Raw genomic sequence first — 15,122 nt, 5'->3', positions numbered from 1 at the left:
CGGGTGTTCCGCAGTACACAGTCGCTCTCGAAGGGGGAAGTGGCCCTAGACCTCGAAGAGGGTGTCGCCGTCGAGCACCGTGGTGCCGACCGTCCCCTGGTCGACACTGTCCGGCGTCGAACCGAGCACGACGACCGGGCAGATCGGCGAGTACCCGGCTGCTGTGATCACCGAGGGGGTGAACCGGACGACGGGGTCACCGGCGGTGACGGTGTCGCCCTCGGTCGTGAGGAGCTCGAAGCCCTCGCCGGAGAGCTTCACGGTGTCGATGCCGACGTGCACCAGGACGTCGGTGCCAGCGGCGCCCTGCAGGGCGAACGCGTGCGGGTGCAGCTTGACGATGGTGCCGTCGACCGGGGCCACCGCGGTGATCGCACCCTCGACGCCCGTCGGGTCGACCGCGACGCCGGCGCCGACCAGCTGTCCGGCGAACACCGGGTCGGGCACGTCGGCGAGGGCGACGACCGGGCCGCCGAACGGGGTGCGGACGACGGTCACAGTTCGTCCTGGATGTCCTGGGCGAGGTTGTCGGCGACCGTGCCGACGATGACCTGCCAGCCGGTGCCGCCACCGACGACGGCCTGGGCTCCGGCTGCCTGCAGGGCGGCCTTGTCGACCAGGTCCCCGTCCTCGACCTCGACGCGGAGGCGCGTGATGCAGCCCTCGACCTCTTCGATGTTCTCGGCACCGCCGAGTGCGGCGATGATGTCGGCTGCCTTGATGTCGGCCATCGTTTCCTCCTCGTTAAGGGTTTGCATCGCAGGTTGACACCGGACCGCTCTCGGATCAGACTACGGAACTGGTCATGACCGGACAGGACCGGACCTGGCGACACCGCCGAGGTTACCTGCGCTGGCTGCACGACTCAACTCACCCCGACAGCTCCACCCAATGACGAGAGGACCTCCGATGAGCGCCACCACTGCCACGGATGTGCCGGAGAAGAAGAAGCCGAAGAAGCAGTCACGGCTGTTCGCACAGGCCCAGCGCCTCGGACGGAGCCTGCTCCTGCCGATCGCGGTCATGCCTGCGGCGGGCATCCTGCTCCGCATCGGCCAGCCCGACCTCCTCGGGGCGATCCCCGGCTTCGGCCAGTGGGCCGGAGTCATCTCGGCGGCCGGAAACGGTGTCTTCAACTGGCTGCCGCTGCTCTTCGCAGTGGGCATCGCGATCGGCTGGGCGAAGAAGTCCGACGGCACCACCGCGCTCGCGGCGGTCGTCGGTTACATGGTCATGTTCGAGGTCTGGAAGGTGATGTCGCCGATCGTCCTCGACGGTGTGAAGGACGCCAACGGCGACCAGGCGATGATCAACTTCGGGGTGCTCGGCGGCATCGTGATGGGGCTCGTCTCCGCGGTCATGTGGGAGAAGTTCCACCGCACGAAGATGCCCGACTTCCTCGGGTTCTTCTCGGGCCGTCGCCTCGTCCCCATCCTCACCGCGGTCGCGGGTCTCGTCATCGCCGTCGCGATGTCGTTCGTGTACCGCTACTTCGACATCGCGCTGACCGCGGCGGGTACGGCCGTGGCCGACAACGCCGTGATCGGTGGCGGCATCTTCGGCTTCGTGAACCGCATGCTCATCCCGATCGGGCTGCACCAGCTGCTCAACTTCTTCCCGTGGTTCCAGCTCGGCAGCTTCACCGGCGCGGACGGCGTGATCTACCACGGCGACATCGCACGCTTCCTCAACGGCGACCCGACCGCCGGCATCTTCCAGACCGGCTTCTTCCCGATCATGATGTTCGCGCTGCCCGCCGGTGCCCTGGCGATCTGGCGCAACGCCAAGCCGCAGAACCGCAAGCTCGTCGGCGGCATCATGATCTCCGCCGCGCTGACCTCGTTCGTCACGGGCATCACCGAGCCGCTCGAGTACTCGTTCATGTTCGTCGCGTTCCCGCTCTACGTGATCCACGCGGTGCTCACGGGTACCTCGCTCGCCCTGGTGAACGCCCTCGGGATCCACGACGGGTTCTCGTTCTCGGCCGGTGCGATCGACTACGTGCTGAACTTCGGCAAGGCGGACGGGGCGATCTGGCTCATCCCGATCGGCCTCGGCTACGCGGTCGTGTACTACTTCCTGTTCAGTTTCGTGATCAAGAAGTGGAACCTCCGCACGCCCGGCCGTGAAGAGGACACGATCGCCGAGAACACGATCGACGCGGCCACCAAGCCGTAGACGCGAGCGTCTCCATGACGGGAGGCCCGGTGCCAGCTGGCACCGGGCCTCCCGTCCGTCTCCGGGTCGCGCTGAGAGCCCTCATAGCGGTTTTGACAATCGTTATCAGTAGGCGTTAGCGTCGTGCCATGCGCAACCGCCTCCTCGCCCTCCCGCTCGTCGCCGGCGCCGCCGCGCTCGCCCTGACCGGGTGCGCCACCTCGTCCGCCTCGGGGGAGGCCAGCGGTGACGCCACGGTCAACGTCGTCGCCTCCACCAACGTCTACGGCTCGATCGTCAAGACCATCGGTGGCGACGCCGTCACCGTGACGAGCATCCTGAGCGACCCGTCGCAGGACCCGCACTCGTTCGAGTCGAGCGCCCGCACGCAGCTCTCCGTCTCCAAGGCCGACCTGCTCATCGAGAACGGTGGCGGGTACGACGACTTCATGACGACGCTCGCGAACGCCTCGGACACCAAGGCGGACACGATCAACGTCGTGAAGCTCTCCGGCCTCGACAAGGGCGGCAGCGCCGAGTTCAACGAGCACGTCTTCTACAGCTACCCGACGATGGTGAAGCTGGTCGAGGCGGTCACGAAGGACCTCAGTGCGCTCGACGAGAGCGGCAAGGACGCCTTCGAGAAGAACGCCGCCACACTCACCACCAAGCTCGAAGACCTCGAGTCCCAGACCGACGCCGTCAAGAAGCAGGACTCCGGCGACAAGGTGGCGTACACGGAGCCGGTGCCCGGGTACCTGTTCGACGCCATGGGGCTCGAGAACGAGACCCCGCCGGACTTCTCCGAGGCCATCGAGGAAGGCGACGACGTCCCGCCGGCGGACCTCCGCGACACCCTCGCGCTGTTCACCGGCAAGCGCGTGCAGCTCCTCGCCTACAACAACCAGGCGTCCAGCCCCGAGACCGAGCAGGTCCAGAAGGCGGCCGAGCAGAACGACATCCCCGTCGTCGGTGTCACGGAGACGCTCCCCAAGGGGCAGGATTACGTCTCGTGGCAGCAGGCGAACATCGACGCGGTGAAGGCAGCGCTCCAGAAGTGACGACCTCGACCGCAGCAGCGGCGACCCCCAGCCCGGCGACCACCACGGTGGACGACCGGGCTGCGGCCCGTCCGGTCCTCGCGCTCCGCGACGCCGGGTTGTCGTACGGCGCCCGGAAGCTCTGGGCGGGCCTCGACCTCGACCTCGCGCCGGGGGAGTTCGTCGCGGTCCTCGGCCCGAACGGCGCCGGCAAGACCTCACTGCTCCGCACCGTCCTCGGGCAGCAGCGGCTCACGAGCGGCACGATGTCGTTCCTCGGGCAGCCGGTGCACCGCGGCCACCGGAAGATCGGCTACATCCCGCAGCAGCGCCTGATGGAGGCGGGGACGCCCCTACGCGCGCGGGACATGATCGCCCAGGGCGTGACCGGGCACCGGTGGGGCATCCGACGTGCGTCGAAGGCCGACCGGATGCGCATCGACCGGGTCCTCGACGAGGTCGGCGCCACCGCCTTCGCGGACGCCCCCGTCGCCGAGCTCTCCGGCGGCGAGCAGCAGCGCACCCGCGTCGGGCAGGCCATCGCAGCCGACCCCGCCCTGCTGCTGTGCGACGAACCCCTCATCTCGCTCGACCTGCGGCACCAGCGCGGGATCACCGAGCTCATCGACCGCGAGCGCCGGCAGCGCGAGGCCGCCGTGCTCTTCGTGACGCACGACGTCAACCCGATCCTCGACGTCGTCGACCGGGTCCTCTACATCGCCGGCGGTCGGTTCCGGATCGGTTCACCAGACGAGGTCCTGCGTGCCGACGTGCTCAGCGACCTGTACGGCACGCCCGTCGACGTCGTCCGCACCATGGGACGCATCGTCATCGTCGGGGCCAACGAGGCCCACGAGCACCACCCGGGCGAGGTCGACCCGCACGCCGACCAGCCCGACGAAGGGCGGATCTGATGGACCTGCTGTCGACCGTCTTCTCGTTCCAGGACTACGGCGAGCTCCTCGTGCTCGTGCAGAACTCGATCTGGGCCGGCGCGGTGCTCGGCATCGTCGGCGGCCTCATCGGCCCGTTCGTCGTCGCCCGGAACATGCCGTTCGCCGTGCACGGCATCTCGGAGCTCTCGTTCGCCGGGGCCAGCGCCTCGCTGCTGCTCGGGGTGAACGTGGTGTCCGGATCGCTCGTCGGGTCGGTCATCGCCGCCCTGCTCATCGGTCTCCTCGGGTCGCGTGCCCGGGAACGAAACTCGATCATCGCCGTCCTCATGCCGTTCGGGCTCGGGCTCGGCATCCTCTGCCTGGCGCTCTACAAGGGCCGGGCCGCCAACAAGTTCGGGCTGCTCACCGGGCAGATCGTCTCGGTCGACAACCCGCAGCTGACGTTCCTGATCGTGGTCGCCGCGATCGTCGTGGCGACGCTGCTCGTCATCTGGCGCCCGCTGATGTTCGCCTCGGTCGATCCCGACGTGGCTGCGGCCGCGGGGATCCCGGTGCGGACCCTCGCGATCGTGTTCATGCTCGTGCTCGGGCTGGCCACCGCCGTGTCGGTGCAGATCGTCGGAGCGTTGCTCGTGCTCTCCCTGCTCGTCACCCCGGCGGCCGCTGCCCTGCGCCTCAGCTCGCACCCGGTCGTCGTGCCGGTGCTGTCGACGGTGTTCGCGGTGACGTCGGTCGTCGGTGGCATCCTGCTCGCACTGGGCGGCGGCCTGCCGATCAGCCCGTACGTGACGACCATCTCGTTCGCGATCTGGGTGGTCTGCCGGATCATCGGGTCGCGACGCGACAAGCGGGGACGCAACCGCGTCGCCGGCCGGAGCCAGCGTGGCGGGGGCGAGCCGGGCCTCCAGGCAGGGACGACGTCGACAGCCGGTCGGAAGGAAGAGGTGTCAGCATGAACGCCGTGCAGAAGACCAAGCGGAACACGTGGCAGCGCGAAGCGGTGCGCGGAGCCCTCGACTCGACCGAGGGGTTCGTCAGTGCGCAGGCGCTGCACCAGCACCTGCGGGACGAGGGATCGACCATCGGTCTGGCCACCGTCTACCGGGCGCTCGCCGACCTGGCGACAGAGGGCGACGCCGACTCGCTGCAGCAGGACGGTGAATCGCTGTACCGGGCGTGCACGACGGACGCGCACCACCACCACCTGATCTGCCGGAACTGCGGCCGGACCGTCGAGATCGAGGCGGACCCGGTGGAGCAGTGGGCGCAGGACGTCGCCGCCGCCAACGGGTTCACCAACGCCAGTCACGTCGTCGACATCTTCGGCGAGTGCGCCGTCTGCACGGCAGCCCGCGCGACCGCCGCCACCGACGAGTAACCTGCCCCGCATGCACGTCATCCTGGTCCCCGGGTTCTGGCTCGACGCGAGCGCGTGGGACGACGTCGCCCCGGTGCTCCGGGAAGCCGGGCACTCGGTGCAGGCCGTCACGCGCGATGGCGACACGCTCGACGAGCAGGTCGCCGCGTTGGTCGCGATCCTGGACGACGTCGCGTCCGCCGACGAACCCGTCGTGCTCGCCGGACACTCGGGTGCCGGGCCGATCGCGTACATGGCCGCCGACCAGCGCCCGTCGCTCGTCGCGCACCTGCTCTACGTCGACACGTTCCCGGGGCCCGAGGGCGGGTGCGTCAACGACGAGCTGCCCGTGGTCGACGGCGTCGTGCCGCTGCCGTCGTGGGACATCTGGGAACCCGCCACCGTCCGGGGCATGACGCCCGAGGTCCGGCAGGACGTCGAGCACCGGGCGATCCCCGAGCCCGCCTCGGTGCCGTCGGACCGGTTCCACTACGCCGACCCGGCACGGCACACGATCCCGGCGACGATCATCACCTGCGAGATCCCCGCCGCAGAGCTGCTGGCGATGGTGGCGGACCACCAGGCCTGGGCGGCGGAGCTCGTCGCGACCGAGGAGCTCTCCATCGTCGGGCTCGAGACGGGCCACTGGCCGATGTTCACGGCGCCGCAGCAGCTCGGCGAGCTGATGGTGCAGGCGCTGACGCCCAAGCCGACGCAGGCGCCGTAGGCGCGCAGCGCCGAGCGCGCGGCCTCGAGTGCGCGTCGCCGTCGACTGAGCAGAAGACGTCGGGTCCGCCTCCGGCACCCGGCGTCTTCTGCACACTCGAACGCCGTGGGGGTGACCAACGGGGCCACGTGAGCGGGACGGTCGGCCGGCACGGGCCTCCAGGCCTGGAGGCGCGGCTTGCGACACGCCCGGTCCTCGCGTAACGTGGACCCCTGGTTCTCCGCGTCCGCGCGGCGGACCCGTTGTTCCAAGCCCTCCGACCGTCGCGAACGCCGCGGTCGCGCGGTGTCCGGCTCTCCTTCGACAGGGGAAGCGGACCTGGGCGGTGCACACAACCCCCTCGCACGGCCACCCCGGTGGCACTGCGCGTGTGCACCAGGCAAGTGAACTTGGGTGCGGCCGTCCGGTCGCACGGTACTCAGGAGGAAACCATGGCAGCAGTGTGCCAGGTGACCGGCGCCGTTCCCGGCTTCGGTCACAACATCTCGCACTCGCACCGCCGGACGAAGCGTCGCTTCGACCCGAACGTGCAGAAGAAGACGTACTACGTGCCCTCGCTTCGTCGTAACGTCACGCTCACGCTCAGCGCGAAGGGCATCAAGGTGATCGACGCACGTGGCATCGAGTCCGTCGTCAAGGATCTCCTCGCCCGTGGGGAGAAGATCTGATGGCGAAAAAGGGTCAGGACATCCGTCCGATCATCAAGCTCCGCTCGACGGCGGGCACCGGGTTCACCTACGTGACCAAGAAGAACCGTCGGAACAACCCCGACCGACTCGTGCTGAAGAAGTACGACCCGGTGATCCGCAAGCACGTCGACTTCCGTGAGGAGCGCTAAGCATGGCGAAGAAGAGCAAGATCGCGAAGAACAACCAGCGTGCCGTCATCATCGCGCGCTACGCCGAGCGTCGTCTCGAGCTGAAGAAGGCCCTCGTGGACCCGAACGGCACCGACGAGTCGCGTGAGGCTGCCCGCGTGGGCCTGCAGAAGCTGCCCCGCGACGCATCGCCCATCCGCTACCGCAACCGCGACGCCATCGACGGCCGCCCCCGTGGCCACCTCGGTGAGTTCGGCATCAGCCGTGTCCGTTTCCGTGACATGGCCCACCGCGGCGAGCTCCCCGGCATCACGAAGAGCTCCTGGTAAGCACTCGCAGTACACGACGCCCCGTCACCTCCTGGTGGCGGGGCGTTCGCTGTGTACGGGGTACATGCGAGCCGTCATTCGTCACATCTGTCCCTCCAGCACCCCCTCGGAGCCCCGACAACCCCGGAAATCCGGGCGAGTCGGCGGTTTTCACCCCCGGCGGCTGGTAGGTTCAACTCCGGTTCCGCCGGGCCCTCGGCCCACTGGCACCGTGGCACGGGGCAACCGCTCCGGGCGCCGGACGACACGTGCGTCCGACCGATACTGCAAGAAGTCCGAGGAGGACATCCATGGCTGACAAGTCACTGAACCGCACCGAGCTCGTCGCTGCCGTCGCCGCTGAGTCCGGCCAGAGCCAGGCCACCGTCAACGGCGTCGTCGACGCGCTCTTCAGCGTCGTCTCGTCGTCCGTCGCCGACGGCACGAAGGTCACGATCCCCGGTTGGATCGCCTTCGAGAAGACGCACCGCGCCGCCCGCACCGGCCGCAACCCGCAGACGGGTGACGCCATCGAGATCGCCGCGAGCGACTCGGTCAAGGTCAGCGCCGGCTCGAAGCTCAAGGCTGCGGTCAAGTAAGACTGTTCCGCGCATCGGGAGGGACGGCTTCGGCCGTCCCTTTCGTCGTTCCCGGGGCGCGCGGGCGCGTGGTGCGCGGGTCCTGGCCTGGAGGCCCGTGCCGGTTTGCACAGATCGGCTCGCCTCGTCCGTCGGCCGGGTGGGCACCGCCTAGGCTTGACGGGTGAATCGGATCGCGCGCATCGCCGGTCCCGCCGTGCTCCTGCTCGTCGGGTTCGTGGCGCTGCTCACGGCACTCGTCATCGGTGGGGGCGCGAACCCCGCACTCATCGCCGACCCAGGGCCCGTCGTCCGCTTCGGGCTGCCGATCGCCCGGCTCATCGTCGACCTGTCCGCGGCCACCACGATCGGTGGGCTCGCACTGGCGACCATCGGCCTCTCGCGCTCCGGCCCCGAGTGGAACCGCGCGATCGACGTCGCCGCCGGGGCCAGTGGTGTCTGGACGGTCGCGTCGGCCGTCGCCACGTTCTGCACGTTCCTCAGCGTCGCCGGTTCGCGCATCAGCATCGACGAGCAGTTCGGGCAGTCGATGGGGGTCTTCCTCACCGGCACCGAGCTCGGGCTCGCCTGGCTCGTGACCGTCCTCGTCGCCGCGGCCGTCACGGTGCTCTGCTTCGCCGTCCGTTCGCGGGGCATGGTCGCCCTGACCGCCGGCGTCTCGATGATCGGCCTCATCCCGCTCGCGCAGCAGGGTCACGCCGCCGGCACCGCCAGCCACGACGCCGCCGTGACGGCACTGGGGCTGCACCTGGTCGGTGCGGCGCTGTGGGTCGGTGGGCTCGTCATGCTCGTGCTGCTGCGCGGGGTGCTGCCCGGTGACCGGCTGCCCGCGGTCGTGGCCCGGTACTCGAGCATCGCCCTCGGCTGCTTCGTGCTCGTCGCCGTCTCGGGCACCGCGTCGGCGCAGATCCGCGTCGGGGCGCTCTCGAACCTGTTCACCCCGTACGGCACGCTCGTCCTGGTGAAGATCGGTGCGATCGTCGCCATCGGGGTCCTCGGCGCGGTGCAGCGCCGTCGGGCCATCCGTGCGCTGACCACCTCGCCCGGTCGGCAGCGGCCCTTCTGGACCCTCATCGTCGTCGAACTCGCGGTGATGGGTGTGGCGTCGGGGTTCGCCGCGGCACTCGGACGGACCGCCACCCCGGTCGACCAGATCGCCCTGAGCAAGACCACCCACCCGAGCCCGGCGGAGCTCCTGACCGACGACCTGCTGCCGCACGCGCCCGGTGCGTGGGGCTGGCTGACCCAGTGGAACATCGACCTGTTCTGGCTGATGGCCGCCGTGCTGCTCGCCGCGACGTACGTGGCCGGCGTCGTGCGACTGCGGCGGAGCGGCGTGCGGTGGCCGGCGCGTCGCTCGATCGCCGCGGCCCTGGCGGTCGTGTCCCTGGTGGTCGCGACCTCGGGCTCGCTGCATCAGTACGACCGGTTCCTCGTCTCGGCGAACGTCGGTGCCCACGTGCTGCTCGGCCTGGTGGTCCCCGCTCTGGTGTGGGCGGCGGCACCCGTCGCGTTGATCCGCGCCGCCGTGCACCCCCGGAACGACGACAGCACGGGGGTGCGTGAGTGGACCGACGTCATCGTCGAGCACCCCTCCGTGCGGTACCTGGCCCAGCCGTTCCCCGCGTTCCTGCTCGCGGCGGCCCTGTGGTGGGCGTTCTTCGCCACCGATGCCGTGCGGTGGTCGGTGAGTGACCCCACCGGTCGTACCGTCAGCGACGCCGTGTTCCTGCTGGTCGGGCTGCTGGCCGTCCCGACGCTCTGCACACCGATCCCCGCCGGGCACCGCCGCCCGACCACTGCTGCCGCCGTCGTCCGGATCGTCGGGGCGCTGGTGATCGCGGCGGGCATCGTCTCGCTCGGCATCGCGATGCGCGGGCCGCTCGGGCTGCTGCAGGCCTCGTGGTTCGGCGCGATGGGCCGGTCGTGGGGGCCGGACCCGCTCGTCGACCAAGCCAGGGCCGGGCTCGTGCTGATCGTCGCCGGGGTGCTGCTCCTGGTGACCGTGGTCGTGGTGGTGCTCGTGCGGCTGCGGCGTGACGGGGGAGACCCGGCCCACGCCGTTGACGCAGTTGCTGCCGGCGGCGCAGCTGTGGCCGGTCCGACCGCCGCCGCCGAGCCCGCTTCCAGGGTTGACCAGGACGACCTGGACTTCGACGACGGCAGCGACGACCTCGAACCCTCGCCCGGAGCGGACGCCCGATGAGCATCGAGCTGAGCGACGAACAGCGCGCTGTCTTCGAGTACATCGAGCACACCCGAGACCACGTGTTCATCACCGGCCGGGCCGGCACGGGCAAGTCCACGCTCCTCAACCACCTGTCGTGGAACACCGAGAAGCAGGTCGTCATCTGCGCCCCGACGGGGGTCGCCGCGCTCAACGTCGGCGGCCAGACGATCCACTCCCTGTTCCGGCTGCCGATCGGGCTCATCGCGGACGCCGAACTGCGGCAGGGCCCGGACACCCGCAAGCTCCTCAACACGATCGACACCCTGGTCATCGACGAGGTCTCGATGGTCAATGCCGACCTGCTCGACGGCATGGACCGGTCGCTCCGCAAGGCCCGCGGTCGGCAGTTCGAGCCGTTCGGCGGGGTGCAGGTCGTGATGTTCGGCGACCCGTACCAGCTGCCCCCGGTGCCCGGCGACGCCGACGAGCGCGCCTACTTCACCGACCACTACCGGTCGATGTGGTTCTTCGACGCCAAGGTGTGGCTCGAGGCCGAGCTCAACATCATCGAGCTCGCCACGGTGCACCGGCAGCGCGACGACGCCTTCGCCGCGATGCTCACCGCCGTCCGGCACGGTCGGGTCACCGCGGACATCGCCGAGCAGCTGAACACCGCCGGGGCACGTCCGGCTCCGGACGACGCCATCACCCTGGCGACCCGCAACGACACGGTCGCCCGGATCAACAAGGCGGCCCTCGAGCGGCTGCCCGGCAAGGTGAAGACCGCCAAGGCCGACGTGAACGGGGACTTCGGCGGACGGAACTTCCCGGCCGACGAAGCCCTCGAGCTGAAGCCCGGCGCGCACGTGATGTTCCTGCGCAACGACGCCGACCAGCGCTGGGTGAACGGCACCCTGGGCATCGTGACCGCGATCCGCGACACGGTGTGGGTCGACGTCGACGGTGAGTCGTTCGAGGTCCAGCCGTCGGTGTGGGAGAAGTTCAAGTACTCGTACGACGCGGACAAGAAGGAACTCAAGAAGGACACCGTCGGGGAGTTCCAGCAGTTCCCGCTCCGGCTCGCCTGGGCCGTGACCATCCACAAGTCCCAGGGCAGCACGTACGACCGGGCCGTGGTCGACCTCGGCAACCGGGTGTTCAGCGCGGGTCAGACGTACGTGGCGCTGTCGCGGCTGACCTCGCTCGAGGGGTTGTTCCTCACCCGGCCGCTCCGGCCGCAGGACATCATCGTCGACCTGGACGTCCGGCGCTTCATGTCCGAGGCGCCCCGCATCGTCGCCACCGAGCTCGAGGCCCCGAAGAAGCAGCCCGACGCCGACTCCGATGCCGACTCCGACGCCGACTGACGCGTCCGACTGACCCGTTGGGTCCGCTTCGGCCACACGCCGCCGGGCACGCGCGGCTGCATGCCCGGACGCACGCTGCCGAGCGGTCACGACTCCCCGTCGGTCCTGCGCCGAGCGGTCACTCGTCGTCGCCTGGACACTCCGCATCCGACAGTTCGTGACCGGCCGACGCACCTGAGCGGGGAGTCGTGACCGCACGACACCCCCGCCGCACGACACCGCCGCCGGACCACCCCGCCCCCCCCGCACACGACGACGCCCGCCTGCCGGAGCGGCAGACGGGCGTCGGGAGTGCAGTCGAGCGGGAGCGTCAGGCGCGCGCCGCACGCAGTGCGCGGAGGTTCTCCTTGTCGGCGCCGAGCGCGGTGAGCAGCAGGAGCACACCGACGATGGCGTGGAACACGTTGTCCGTGGTGTTGAGGGCGAAGACGTTGGCCGAGGTGTCGACGAAGACGAAGCCGTACACCGCGAAGAAGACGAGCAGGGCGCCGACGAGCAAGTTGCCGTTGCGCGATCCGACGGTGTTGCCGAGGCCGGTGATGAGCAGCACCGCGGCGAGCAGCACCCACACCAGGCAGAGCGCCGGGTTCACACCGAACGCGTTCCACAGCATGCCGCCCTGGCGGTTGAAGAAGCCCGGGTCGCCGTCGGCGGCGAAGAAGAAGCCCAGGACGCCCCAGAGTGCGAGGACGCCGCCGGCCGTGAGTGCGAGACCCCGGTTCGGCGAGGCGATGATGCCCGGTTCCTTGATGGCCACTTCGGTTTCCTCCTCGTACACTGCCGACGCGACGTGCGTCGGTCCCGCGTGGTGCGACGGCCCGGCGGGGATCACCGATCCCCTCGTGTCAGCGCGCAGTGCACGGCCGACGGGGGTGCGGTTCCCAGCCTCCGGCCGGTGCTCCAACGGTATCGTGTCGGACCCCGACCGACCCAATCGCAGCGCCGCCGCCAGTCGTGCGACGAGCCCGACGACGACCACTCCCAGGAGGACCAGCCCGGTGACCTTGACACCCGAGCGCAGTGCATCCGAGTCGCGCGGACCGTGGGTCTCGCGGCGGGGGCGGTGGGCTGCGCTGGCGGCTCTGGGGTTCGTGATCGTGCCTCTCGTCTACGGGGTCGCGGTGCTGACCCCGGTCGGTCAGAAAGCGGAGGACGCCGCGCTCGGCGGGGTCCGGGAGTCCGACCTGTTCAGTTCGGACACTGCGCTCAACGTCATCTCGGTGCCGGTGATCCTGTTGCTCGTCGTCGTGATCGTCGCCGTGGCGTTCGCCAGACGGCGGCTCTCGGTGGGACTCGGCGCGGGGGTCGTGGTGCTCGCGTCGGCGGCCACCTCGACGCTCGTCAAGCGTATCGCCGTGCGCCCTGAGATCGCTCAGTCGACGACGCCGAACTCGTTCCCGTCCGGGCACGCGACGATCGCACTGGCGGCGCTGTTCGCGGTCCTGATGGTCACGCCTCGCCGGTTCCGCCCGCTGGTGACCATCGTCGGCGTCGGGTACGCGGTCTTCGTGGCGAACCAGACCGTGGTCTACGGCTGGCACCGGGTCAGCGACATCATCGGCGCCTGCGCGATCGCGATGTTCTGGCTCGGGATCGTCCGCGCGGTCGGACCCCGGGTCGACCGCGGGCTCCGGGGCGACCGTGACGGTCGGCGGGGGCCTCGGCGGGTGGTGAGCGTCGTGCTCCTCGTCGCGACCGGGCTCACGCTGGCGATCGGTGTCGCGGCGCTCGTGGTCGGCCTGACCGGTGACGGCGCGTACGACCACGCCGCGATCCTGGTGGCGGGGCGGTTGGCGTCCAGCGCGAGCGTCCTGGCGGTCGTGACCGTCGTGTGGTTCCTCGACGGGATGCACCACGCCGCGCGCACCGACCCGGCCACGCTCGCCCCCTGACCCCGGCCACGCTGCCGACCGCCCGCTGACCCGGGGAGCCGAGCCGGGCCTCCAGGCCGCCCGTCCGACGGGCGCGAGCCTGGCGGGAATGCCACGCCGTGCGCTACGTTGTACCGAGCAAGTCGATGCAAACGCATCGAAATCGCGAAAGGCGGCGCATCATGCAGTTCGGCATCTTCACGGTCAGTGACGTCACGACCGACCCCACGACCGGCACCACGCCGGACGACACCCAGCGAGTCCGCGACATCCTGACGATCGCCGAGCACGCCGACCAGGCCGGGCTCGACGTCTTCGCGACCGGTGAGCACCACAACCCGCCGTTCGTGGCCTCGTCGCCGACCACGCTGCTCGCCTACCTGGCGGCGAAGACGAAGGACATCACGCTGTCCACGTCGACGACCCTGATCACCACGAACGACCCGGTGCGCATCGCCGAGGAGTACGCGATGCTGCAGGTCGTGTCCGACGGCCGCATGGACCTGATGATGGGCCGCGGCAACACCGGCCCCGTCTACCCGTGGTTCGGGCAGGACATCCGACAGGGCGTCAACCTGGCGATCGAGAACTACGCGCTCGTCCGCCAGCTCTGGGAGAACGACGTCGTCAACTGGCAGGGCAAGTTCCGCACGCCGCTGCAGGGCTTCACCTCGACCCCGCGTCCGCTCGACGGTGTCCCGCCGTTCGTCTGGCACGGCTCGATCCGCACGCCGGAGATCGCCGAGCAGGCCGCGTACTACGGTGACGGCTTCTTCCACAACAACATCTTCTGGCCGATCCAGCACACCGAGCAGATGGTCGGCCTGTACCGCCAGCGCTTCGAGCACTACGGGCACGGCCGTGCCGACCAGGCGATCGTCGGGCTCGGTGGGCAGTTCTTCGCGCGGAAGAACTCGCAGGACGCGATCAACGAGTTCCGGCCCTACTTCGACAACGCCCCGGTCTACGGCCACGGCCCCTCGATGGAGGACTTCACCGCCCAGACCCCGCTCACCGTCGGTTCGCCGCAGCAGGTCATCGACCGGTACGCCGCGATGAAGGACCACGTCGGCCACTACCAGCGCCAGCTGTTCCTCATCGACCACGCCGGTCTGCCGCTCAAGACGGTGCTCGAGCAGATCGACATCCTGGCCACGGACATCGTGCCGGAGCTGCGCAAGCTGAACGACGAGGGTCGCCCCGCCGACGTCCCGTCGGACCCGCCGTCGCACGCCGCGCGTGCTGCTGCCGCGATGGCGGCCGGCACGGTCGGCAGCGACCACGTCGCCGCCGAGGACGAGTGGACGGGCGCGTCCGTCTGACGCGTGCCGTGAGCGCCACCACGAGCGGACGGGAGGCCCGGTGCCAGCTGGCACCGGGCCTCCCGTCCGTCTCGGCGCGCGTTCTCGGACCGCACTCGCCTCACGGGGTCAGCGACACCTCACGGGATCGCTGGTGCGTGAGCTGTCGCTCAGCGCGTGAGGTCGGCGACGGGGCGGGCCGGCACGAGCTTGAGGCCCACGACGCACCCGACGATGCCGGCGATGAACAGCAGGCGCAGGACGGTGACGGGCTCCGCGCCGGTGGCCATGCCCCAGAGCACGGTGAGGGCGGCGCCGGTCCCGGTCCACACCGCGTACGCCGTGCTGATCGGGATGTGCTTCAAGACGTAGCCGAAGGCGACCAGGCTGATCACGATCGTGACGGCGAACACGACCGTCGGGCGGAGCTCGGTGAAACCGTCGCTCTCGCCGAGTGCGGTCGCCCAGACGGTCTCGAGCGCGGCGCTGACGAACAGGACGATCCAGGCCAC

The 15,122-nt window shown here is 70.0% G+C and carries 18 protein-coding genes; 14 read left to right on the top strand and 4 right to left on the bottom strand.

Annotated elements, in window-relative coordinates; translation table 11 throughout:
• Nucleotides 1-45: 45 nt before the first annotated feature.
• Together DEJ01_RS01395 and DEJ01_RS01390 are read right to left on the bottom strand one after the other, a co-directional pair.
• On the bottom strand, nucleotides 46-498 hold the full coding sequence (locus tag DEJ01_RS01395; protein WP_111092009.1) for a glucose PTS transporter subunit IIA: 453 nt from the start codon (nucleotides 496-498) through the stop codon (nucleotides 46-48).
• Nucleotides 495-731, bottom strand: coding sequence for a PTS transporter subunit EIIB (locus DEJ01_RS01390; protein ID WP_017886464.1), 237 nt, complete (start codon nucleotides 729-731; stop codon nucleotides 495-497). Before DEJ01_RS01390 ends, DEJ01_RS01395 begins: the two co-directional genes overlap by 4 nt.
• A gap of 178 nt (nucleotides 732-909) precedes the next feature.
• Here DEJ01_RS01390 and DEJ01_RS01385 point away from each other — a divergent pair, with 178 nt between their 5' ends.
• The 12 genes from DEJ01_RS01385 to DEJ01_RS01330 all read left to right on the top strand — a co-directional run bounded on the left by DEJ01_RS01385 (nucleotide 910) and on the right by DEJ01_RS01330 (nucleotide 11,438).
• Complete coding sequence (locus DEJ01_RS01385; protein ID WP_071246249.1) at nucleotides 910-2,178, top strand: PTS transporter subunit EIIC; 1,269 nt, start codon at nucleotides 910-912, stop codon at nucleotides 2,176-2,178.
• Between the two features lie 128 nt (nucleotides 2,179-2,306).
• The gene (locus DEJ01_RS01380) at nucleotides 2,307-3,218 is read left to right on the top strand and encodes a metal ABC transporter solute-binding protein, Zn/Mn family (protein WP_111092008.1); all 912 of its coding nucleotides are present in this window, start codon (nucleotides 2,307-2,309) and stop codon (nucleotides 3,216-3,218) included.
• Nucleotides 3,219-3,265: 47 nt separating this feature from the next.
• Nucleotides 3,266-4,111 (top strand): metal ABC transporter ATP-binding protein, encoded by an 846-nt coding sequence (locus tag DEJ01_RS01375; protein WP_051596603.1) that lies wholly within the window; start codon nucleotides 3,266-3,268, stop codon nucleotides 4,109-4,111.
• On the top strand, nucleotides 4,111-5,049 hold the full coding sequence (locus DEJ01_RS01370) for a metal ABC transporter permease (RefSeq protein WP_071404908.1): 939 nt from the start codon (nucleotides 4,111-4,113) through the stop codon (nucleotides 5,047-5,049). Before DEJ01_RS01375 ends, DEJ01_RS01370 begins: the two co-directional genes overlap by 1 nt.
• Nucleotides 5,046-5,471 carry a Fur family transcriptional regulator gene (locus tag DEJ01_RS01365; RefSeq protein ID WP_027464954.1) on the top strand — a complete coding sequence of 142 codons (426 nt, stop codon included), beginning with the start codon at nucleotides 5,046-5,048 and terminating at the stop codon, nucleotides 5,469-5,471. Before DEJ01_RS01370 ends, DEJ01_RS01365 begins: the two co-directional genes overlap by 4 nt.
• A gap of 10 nt (nucleotides 5,472-5,481) precedes the next feature.
• Nucleotides 5,482-6,177, top strand: coding sequence for an alpha/beta fold hydrolase (locus tag DEJ01_RS01360; RefSeq protein WP_111046230.1), 696 nt, complete (start codon nucleotides 5,482-5,484; stop codon nucleotides 6,175-6,177).
• A 431-nt stretch (nucleotides 6,178-6,608) separates the two neighbouring features.
• Entirely contained in the window at nucleotides 6,609-6,845 is a 237-nt protein-coding gene (gene rpmB / locus DEJ01_RS01355) for a 50S ribosomal protein L28 (protein ID WP_027464952.1), read from the top strand.
• Complete coding sequence (gene rpmG, locus DEJ01_RS01350; RefSeq protein ID WP_017886456.1) at nucleotides 6,845-7,015, top strand: 50S ribosomal protein L33; 171 nt, start codon at nucleotides 6,845-6,847, stop codon at nucleotides 7,013-7,015. The genes rpmB and rpmG overlap by 1 nt, the downstream gene beginning before the upstream one ends.
• A gap of 2 nt (nucleotides 7,016-7,017) precedes the next feature.
• The gene (gene rpsN, locus DEJ01_RS01345) at nucleotides 7,018-7,323 is read left to right on the top strand and encodes a 30S ribosomal protein S14 (RefSeq protein WP_017886455.1); all 306 of its coding nucleotides are present in this window, start codon (nucleotides 7,018-7,020) and stop codon (nucleotides 7,321-7,323) included.
• 290 nt (nucleotides 7,324-7,613) lie between these two features.
• Nucleotides 7,614-7,901, top strand: coding sequence for an HU family DNA-binding protein (locus DEJ01_RS01340; RefSeq protein WP_017886454.1), 288 nt, complete (start codon nucleotides 7,614-7,616; stop codon nucleotides 7,899-7,901).
• 163 nt (nucleotides 7,902-8,064) lie between these two features.
• Entirely contained in the window at nucleotides 8,065-10,107 is a 2,043-nt protein-coding gene (locus DEJ01_RS01335) for a cytochrome c oxidase assembly protein (protein ID WP_111092007.1), read from the top strand.
• On the top strand, nucleotides 10,104-11,438 hold the full coding sequence (locus DEJ01_RS01330) for an ATP-dependent RecD-like DNA helicase (protein ID WP_111092006.1): 1,335 nt from the start codon (nucleotides 10,104-10,106) through the stop codon (nucleotides 11,436-11,438). Before DEJ01_RS01335 ends, DEJ01_RS01330 begins: the two co-directional genes overlap by 4 nt.
• Nucleotides 11,439-11,748: 310 nt before the next feature.
• On the opposite strand, the gene DEJ01_RS18015 is transcribed toward DEJ01_RS01330, so the two are convergent.
• On the bottom strand, nucleotides 11,749-12,195 hold the full coding sequence (locus DEJ01_RS18015; protein ID WP_181438328.1) for a DUF4383 domain-containing protein: 447 nt from the start codon (nucleotides 12,193-12,195) through the stop codon (nucleotides 11,749-11,751).
• A gap of 241 nt (nucleotides 12,196-12,436) precedes the next feature.
• On the opposite strand from DEJ01_RS18015, the gene DEJ01_RS01320 reads away from it, so the two are divergent.
• Together DEJ01_RS01320 and DEJ01_RS01315 are read left to right on the top strand one after the other, a co-directional pair.
• Nucleotides 12,437-13,330, top strand: coding sequence for a phosphatase PAP2 family protein (locus DEJ01_RS01320; RefSeq protein ID WP_181438327.1), 894 nt, complete (start codon nucleotides 12,437-12,439; stop codon nucleotides 13,328-13,330).
• A 161-nt stretch (nucleotides 13,331-13,491) separates the two neighbouring features.
• A complete protein-coding gene (locus DEJ01_RS01315; protein ID WP_027464948.1) occupies nucleotides 13,492-14,631 on the top strand; it encodes a CE1758 family FMN-dependent luciferase-like monooxygenase in 1,140 nt (379 codons plus the stop codon).
• Between the two features lie 149 nt (nucleotides 14,632-14,780).
• Here the strand turns inward: DEJ01_RS01315 and DEJ01_RS01310 are convergent, their stop codons facing one another.
• Nucleotides 14,781-15,122: a multidrug efflux SMR transporter gene (locus DEJ01_RS01310; protein ID WP_111046227.1), complete on the bottom strand. Its 342-nt coding sequence runs from the start codon at nucleotides 15,120-15,122 to the stop codon at nucleotides 14,781-14,783.

The sequence above is a fragment of the Curtobacterium sp. MCLR17_040 genome (genome assembly GCF_003234735.1).
Lineage (GTDB): Bacteria > Actinomycetota > Actinomycetes > Actinomycetales > Microbacteriaceae > Curtobacterium > Curtobacterium flaccumfaciens.
The sequence above is the reverse complement of the archived record's forward strand: the minus strand, read 5'-3'. Positions and strand labels throughout refer to the sequence as shown.

Excerpts from the sequence above, each read along its gene's own strand:
- rpmG (WP_017886456.1), top strand. The coding sequence starts at position 6,845 with ATGGCGAAAAAGGGTCAGGACATCCGTCCGATCATCAAGCTCCGCTCG.
- DEJ01_RS01385 (WP_071246249.1), top strand. The coding sequence starts at position 910 with ATGAGCGCCACCACTGCCACGGATGTGCCGGAGAAGAAGAAGCCGAAG.
- rpsN (WP_017886455.1), top strand. The coding sequence starts at position 7,018 with ATGGCGAAGAAGAGCAAGATCGCGAAGAACAACCAGCGTGCCGTCATC.
- DEJ01_RS01380 (WP_111092008.1), top strand. The coding sequence starts at position 2,307 with ATGCGCAACCGCCTCCTCGCCCTCCCGCTCGTCGCCGGCGCCGCCGCG.
- rpmB (WP_027464952.1), top strand. The coding sequence starts at position 6,609 with ATGGCAGCAGTGTGCCAGGTGACCGGCGCCGTTCCCGGCTTCGGTCAC.
- DEJ01_RS01390 (WP_017886464.1), bottom strand. The coding sequence starts at position 731 with ATGGCCGACATCAAGGCAGCCGACATCATCGCCGCACTCGGCGGTGCC.
- DEJ01_RS01330 (WP_111092006.1), top strand. The coding sequence starts at position 10,104 with ATGAGCATCGAGCTGAGCGACGAACAGCGCGCTGTCTTCGAGTACATC.
- DEJ01_RS01340 (WP_017886454.1), top strand. The coding sequence starts at position 7,614 with ATGGCTGACAAGTCACTGAACCGCACCGAGCTCGTCGCTGCCGTCGCC.
- DEJ01_RS01370 (WP_071404908.1), top strand. The coding sequence starts at position 4,111 with ATGGACCTGCTGTCGACCGTCTTCTCGTTCCAGGACTACGGCGAGCTC.
- DEJ01_RS01315 (WP_027464948.1), top strand. The coding sequence starts at position 13,492 with ATGCAGTTCGGCATCTTCACGGTCAGTGACGTCACGACCGACCCCACG.
- DEJ01_RS01360 (WP_111046230.1), top strand. The coding sequence starts at position 5,482 with ATGCACGTCATCCTGGTCCCCGGGTTCTGGCTCGACGCGAGCGCGTGG.
- DEJ01_RS01365 (WP_027464954.1), top strand. The coding sequence starts at position 5,046 with ATGAACGCCGTGCAGAAGACCAAGCGGAACACGTGGCAGCGCGAAGCG.